Annotated in this window: 6 protein-coding genes and 1 pseudogene; 3 read left to right on the forward strand and 4 right to left on the reverse strand. The window is 64.5% G+C overall.

The annotated features are described in order from the left end of the window. The first annotated feature begins 375 nt into the window (after positions 1–375). A complete protein-coding gene (locus VF34_RS15525) occupies positions 376–726 on the forward strand; it encodes a hypothetical protein (RefSeq protein WP_045840682.1) in 351 nt (116 codons plus the stop codon). Between the two features lie 248 nt (positions 727–974). Here the strand turns inward: VF34_RS15525 and VF34_RS15530 are convergent, their stop codons facing one another. Continuing rightward, positions 975–2,057 carry an IS110 family RNA-guided transposase gene (locus VF34_RS15530; RefSeq protein ID WP_426374983.1) on the reverse strand — a complete coding sequence of 361 codons (1,083 nt, stop codon included), beginning with the start codon at positions 2,055–2,057 and terminating at the stop codon, positions 975–977. A gap of 100 nt (positions 2,058–2,157) precedes the next feature. On the opposite strand from VF34_RS15530, the pseudogene VF34_RS15535 reads away from it, so the two are divergent. Beyond that, positions 2,158–2,694, forward strand: a pseudogene (locus VF34_RS15535) (integrase); the annotation flags it as partial. Between the two features lie 197 nt (positions 2,695–2,891). On the opposite strand, the gene VF34_RS25000 reads toward VF34_RS15535, so the two are convergent. The 3 genes from VF34_RS25000 to VF34_RS15545 form a co-directional block, all read right to left on the reverse strand. Further along, a complete protein-coding gene (locus VF34_RS25000; RefSeq protein WP_155289453.1) occupies positions 2,892–3,041 on the reverse strand; it encodes a hypothetical protein in 150 nt (49 codons plus the stop codon). A 55-nt stretch (positions 3,042–3,096) separates the two neighbouring features. Next, positions 3,097–3,252 carry a hypothetical protein gene (locus VF34_RS25005; protein ID WP_155288742.1) on the reverse strand — a complete coding sequence of 52 codons (156 nt, stop codon included), beginning with the start codon at positions 3,250–3,252 and terminating at the stop codon, positions 3,097–3,099. 338 nt (positions 3,253–3,590) lie between these two features. Continuing rightward, entirely contained in the window at positions 3,591–4,049 is a 459-nt protein-coding gene (locus VF34_RS15545) for a class I SAM-dependent methyltransferase (RefSeq protein WP_080733148.1), read from the reverse strand. Between the two features lie 414 nt (positions 4,050–4,463). Between VF34_RS15545 and VF34_RS15550 the strand changes: the two genes are divergently transcribed. Next, positions 4,464–5,858 (forward strand): MBL fold metallo-hydrolase, encoded by a 1,395-nt coding sequence (locus VF34_RS15550; protein ID WP_045841737.1) that lies wholly within the window; start codon positions 4,464–4,466, stop codon positions 5,856–5,858. Positions 5,859–5,994: the final 136 nt, after the last annotated feature.

The raw sequence follows: 5,994 nt of genomic DNA on the forward strand, positions 1-5,994 counted from the left end.
GCACGCTGCGGCCGAGGCCGCCATCGCGGCGGCGCGCGTCGATCCCGCATCCGCCAGTTCGTTGTACAACTTCCTGCGCTGGGGGTGGTGCCGCACCGCGGCGGAGCTGGATGAGACGGTGCAACTGTTCCTCGACCACGGGATCCCGCTGCACCATCCGCCGACATAGCTCTCGCCCGATGGAGCGGGGTCGTCCGCGATGCACGCGCGGCGACAGCCGAGAAGCGCCGTTTTCGCGGCGGGGTCATAGTCACCAACGTTATTTGTGCGGTGACCGACGAGAATTTTCCTTCCCGCACCGTCCTTGAGGAAACGCCAGGTGAGCGTAGTTTCTGTTCGATAAATGTGTAGGAGGTGCCCGCTACAGTCCTGCCCATGACCGAACGCCAGCTCGCAGACGACTCGAACATTGTTCCGGCTGTCTTGCCGGGCGGTACCGCAGCGGTGTTTCCGGATCTCCCACCCGACGTCGCCGCTCGGATCGAGCAGTCGATGGCGTCATCGCGCTCGACCGGCACCCGCCGCGCCTACGCCTCGGCGTGGAGACGCTTCGAAACCTGGTGCGCCGCCACCGGGTATATCTCGTTACCGGCGCATCCCGCGACGGTGGCCGCCTCATATGGAGGTCGGCCTGTCAACGACGGCATGGTGAAGCGGTGGCACGCACCGTCGTGTGTGCCACCGCTTCCTGTTGCCGGGATGGTGATCGATGCGAGTGGGAGGTGAGCGTGTCGTAGTGTTCGACGCGTCGTCAACTCTCATATACGCGGGTTGGTTACCGCAGGACGGACTGTTTCGGCTGGAGTGGATCGCAAGTCTATGAGTCGAGCGTGATCCCAACGCGCAGTTGAGGATTGCTCATAGGCGGCTAGCGGGTCACTCCCAGACGCTCGGCCACATCCCACATCGTCGTCGACCGTTCATTCCGGACATCTATCCCGACGCAGATCGCTACTTCGGCGTCGGAGCTTCAGTCATTCCTCGAGCGTGGCCAACGACCAGCACCAGCCGGCCAGCTCTCGTGCGATCCCGGCATTGGCGACCACCGCACGTTTACCGCGTTCGTCGAAATGTTCCCACCGTGCGTGCAGCCGCCGGTTCGCTTGATGTCCTCGCGCTTTGGCTTTGGGAGTCGACGCCTTCCACCGTGCCACCAGTTCACGCCCCGGCCGATACGGCTTGCGATGATGCCAGGCAGCCTCGACCAGCAGTCGGCGTACGTGAGCATTGCCGGTTTTGCTGACACCGCCCTGCGACCGGGATTCACCGGAAGAATGCTCGGTCGGGATCAACCCGACGAACGCACCGATCGAGCGGCCGGTCAACCGGTCCCACTCACCGATCTCCGTCGCCAAACCGAACGCTGTCAACGTCGCCACCCCACGAAGGCACCCCAGCCGGGTCACCACCGGAGTGAACGACGAATGCGCAGCCATGTCCGCGATGGCGGTATCGAGACGATTCCGGCGTTCGGTGGTGGCGATGACGGTCTCGTAGGCGGTGTCGTAGGTGATCTGCAGTGCACGTGAATCGAACCGCTGGCGACGTAACCACAGATCGTGGGCTGCGGTCCAGGGTTTGCCGCCGCTGTAGATGATCCCTTGACGCAGCAGCACATGTGTCAGGCGATGCTGTGCGGACACCAGATCGCCGCGGCAGTCCTCCCTTGCTCGCACCAGATCACGAGCGGACTCCTGCTCGGTACTCGGAATCAGAACCGGCACAATAGAACTCAAATGAAGCAACCGAGCCAAATGCCGGGCATCACGGGCATCGGTCTTGATGCGGTCACCAGGGGGACGCTGAATTTTCGACGGTGCCGCCACCACACAATCGACACCGGCGGCCAACAGAAAACGGGCCAGACCGAAACCGGTCGGGCCCGCCTCGTAGACGACATGCACCAGTCCTGGCAGCGAACGAATCCACTCCAGGATTTCTTTGTGATCAGGCGACATGCGACGCTCGAACAACTCGCCCGTCTCGCCATCCAAACCGCACGCCACCACCGATCGTGCGTGCACATCCAAACCAACACTCGTACGATGATTCTTCACTGGGGCCTCCCACATCTGTGGCTCTACCGGCCAGGACCCACTCCTGTCGGCAACCCACGCTTACATGCGGAGGGGCCCCAGCCAAGACCTCCATACCGTCTATCTCGTGGCCGCGGCGGACACACTCACCGTCGACGGGACTCGGGCGTACGCGGCCGCGACGTTCGGCAAATGGGTCGCAGCGATCGCCGACCGCCACCGCGCTACCAGACACGACAACCCGGGCGGGCACGAGATGGTCCGCGCCACCCTCGCCAGTATTCGGCGGGATTACGCGTCGGCGGGCGAGCGGCCACGCAATCCACGCGCACCGCTGCTGACCTCCGACATCACCACCATCGTCGATCATGCACGTCTCAGTGTGACCGGGTGGGCGTCGGAGGTCCTCAAACGGCGCGACACCGCGCTGCTTCTGATGGGCTATACCGGCGCATTTCGTCGTAGCGAACTCGTGGCGCTCGAATGCGGCGGTGTCCGCCGCGACCGCCTCGACGGTGCGCACGTACGGATTCGGGCGTCGAAGACCGATCAGGACGGCGTCGGGGCCTTCAAAGCCCTACCGTTCACCGGCCGTCACGAATCCTGCCCGGTCTGCGCGTGGGTACGTTGGCTGCAGGTCGTCGCGGCGTCCTCCACGTGCACCTCGCTACGTCGACGACCCAACGCCGCCGGATCGCGGTGATCGACGGCACCCATTCCCGGCAGCTGTTACCCCCTCCGGGGCGCGCGGAGATCGTTCGGGCTGCGCTGGACGTGGCGCGTACGGCGCGCCTGCACGAGCTGGCAGCCGTGATCGGCGGCATCATCGCCCGCCTCCCCGAATCCGGTTGGCCGTCAGAACTGTTCGCGCGGCGAGACGCCCGCGTCCTGATCTTCGCCTCGACCGGTCTGCCGTACACCCAGATCGCGGCCCTGCGGCACTGCAATGTCACCGCCGATCCAAGGATCGACGCCCTTCGTATCGACACAGGCCGCGGCGTCCACACTGTCACTTCCCCCGGCACTGACGGGGGCGGGGTATCTCGCCGCGGATGGTGTATCAGCGCTTGTTGGAGGTGCTGGGCCATCGCACGCGGTATCCGAGTACCCGAATGCTCTCGATGCCGTGGGCGGTACCGGACTCGGCGGATTCGACCGGTACGTCGATCCGGCCGATCGGCAGCCGCTGTCGACTGCGATCGACCGGTTGGGCCACACCCCGTTGATTGCGACCCCACTCACGTCCCGTGCGGTCGCCGACATCGTTCGAGCCCACCTGGACGGGCGAGTACCTGTGCACCGACTCCACTCGGTGCAGGCACGGCAACCGAGCGCACAGCTCGTCCCGTAGCCCGCCTCGGCTTCGGTACTCGACCCCGGATACTACGAATACGGGACCCAGGCACGCCGGGACGCGCACGAGCTACTCGGTGGCGTCGATTCAACGCTCGACGACCGTGCGGATGCACTGCTGAAGCGGCTTCTCGCGTTCGTCGAGGCAGAAGTACCGGAATATGGTCGGCCGCGCGTGCCGCGCCCATCGTACCTGCCCGTTCAGGACACCTTTCGGGCGTGAAGACGCTCGACGAGACCGAGAGTGAACCGGTCGATGTCCTCGATGGAGAAGCTCTCGTCACCGGTGATCGCGAGCGAGGACCGTCGCAGAAAGTGCACGCCACCGATCGGGATGCTCACCAGTTTCAGGGCGCGTTGGATCCATCGAACCGGCCGGATCGACGAGGCGACGTGATCGGCGGGGAGCATTGTTCCACCTGGACGCAGCACTCGCGACATTTCCGAGAGCGCGATGTCCGGGGCTGGGATGGCGCAGAGCGAGAACGTGCACACCATGGTGTCGAAGGATGTATCGGGGAAGTCCAGAGCGTGAGCGTCCCCGAGCGGCGGGTGCGCATCCGGTCTGACGTCGGTGTGGGCGCGAGCCGTGTGGTCACGACATTGGTGGTCATTGAGGCCAGGTGCACTGCATCGACAGCAGTCGTGTTGGAAGGTCATTCCGGCGTTCGAGCAGGTGGTGCAAGGACACGTGCCGAGGTATACGCCACCCTCTCCTTGATTGATCGTACGGATGTACGTACATTATGGATGAGGCTAGTCGCCAATTCTGACAAACGTCACACTCGGGAGGAATGAAATTCCCTCGTCCGCCCCGAGTCGGCGAGTGCCGGACGGCTGAGGAGGACGTGATGGTCGGCAACCGCTGCGGTGGCGCTGTGAGTCGTTGCGCCTCGCTGGATCAGTCGGTTGCGATGCCCCTGGTCGCCCAGTGGAATGCCGCCCACTTCACCTCCACCCCGCAGGAATCGGAACCGTGCGCCTCGACGCACAGAACCTGCAAAAATACCCCACGGGGTACCGTGGATTCTTGACACCCATACGAACGCCGCCACGATCGACAAGGAGATTTCGATGCTTCTCGAACGCATCTACGACGAAGACCTCGCCCAAGCCGGATACTTCATCGGCTGCCAGGCCAAAGGAGAGGCAGTGGTGGTCGACGCCCGCCGCGACATCGGTGTGTATCTGGATCTGGCCGATCGGCATGGCATGACCATCACCGCCGTGACCGAGACCCATATCCATGCCGACTACCTGTCCGGCACTCGCGAGCTGGCCAAGGCCACCGGGGCGGTCACCTACGTCTCAGGAGAGGGCGGCGACGATTGGCAGTACGGCTTCGAGGCCGAACGCCTCCACGATGGCGACACGCTGGCTCTGGGCAACATCACCGTGCAAGCCGTTCACACGCCCGGTCATACCCCGGAGCACCTCTCGTTCCTGGTGACCGACGGTGCCTTCGCCGATGCTCCGGGATACATGTTGACGGGCGACTTCGTCTTTGCCGGTGATCTCGGCCGCCCGGACCTACTCGACGAAGCTGCCGACGGTGTCGACACCCGTTTCGAGGGTGCCAAACAGATCTTCCGCAGTCTGAAGCGGTCGTTCGTCACGCAGCCAGATCATATCCAGGTCTTTCCGGGTCACGGTTCGGGCAGTGCCTGCGGAAAAGCTCTCGGCGCGTTGCCGTCGACCAGCGTCGGCTACGAACGTCGTTTCGCTTGGTGGGCCGGGTATGTCGAGCGCGACGACGAGCAGGGCTTCGTCGATGAGATGCTCGACGGCCAACCGGATGCACACGCCTACTTCGGCCGGATGAAGCGTCAGAACAAGCAGGGCCCGGTCGTTCTCGGGCCACTCTCTCCACTGCACGAGTACGACTCCACCGAATTGGCACGCGCCCTCGACTCCGACGAGGTCGTCCTCCTCGACACCCGCGGCCAATATGAGGTGCACGCCGGCGCTGTCCCCGGAGCGCTCAACATCCCCGGTATCGGCAAGGCAGCCTCGTTCGGTGCCTGGGTCTACGACCCCGAACGAGAGGACACTCCACTGGTGGTGCTTGCCGAGGACCGCGCCGTCGCCGACGAGCTACGTGATCACCTGCTGCGGGTCGGCATCGATACGGTGACCGGGTACGTCACAAGTCTACGAGGATTTCCCATGACGACACCCGAGACGATCGGTGCGGACGAGCTGGATTCGTTCGACTCGGCAATGGTGCTGGACGTGCGCAACAAAACCGAACACGCCGACGGCCACATACCTGGCTCCGAACAGCTCAGCGGTGGGCGATTGCTGTGGAACCTCGACGGACTGCCCACGGGCGGTCCGATCGTGACCTACTGCCAGAGCGGCGTCCGTAACGCGGTCGCAGCCAGCGCCCTGCGTCGCGCCGGCTACCGAGTTGTCGAACTCGAGGGCAGCTACGCCGCCTGGTCCGCACGCAACCTCGAAACAGTCTGATCGAACACGCCCGAATCGGAGGCGGTCGTGCAGTCCGCCCCCGGTTTGGTCCTGTGCTCGCCCTGTCGGCTCGCTGCGCCACCGACGGTGAGCAGACCCCAGACCGAGCAGGACCCCGGGCGACACTCCTGATCCG

It is taken from the genome of Rhodococcus sp. PML026 (assembly GCF_000963615.1).
Classification (GTDB): Bacteria; Actinomycetota; Actinomycetes; order Mycobacteriales; family Mycobacteriaceae; genus Rhodococcoides; species Rhodococcoides fascians.

Excerpts from the sequence above, each read along its gene's own strand:
- VF34_RS15525 (WP_045840682.1), top strand. The coding sequence starts at position 376 with ATGACCGAACGCCAGCTCGCAGACGACTCGAACATTGTTCCGGCTGTC.
- VF34_RS15545 (WP_080733148.1), bottom strand. The coding sequence starts at position 4,049 with ATGACCTTCCAACACGACTGCTGTCGATGCAGTGCACCTGGCCTCAAT.
- VF34_RS15550 (WP_045841737.1), top strand. The coding sequence starts at position 4,464 with ATGCTTCTCGAACGCATCTACGACGAAGACCTCGCCCAAGCCGGATAC.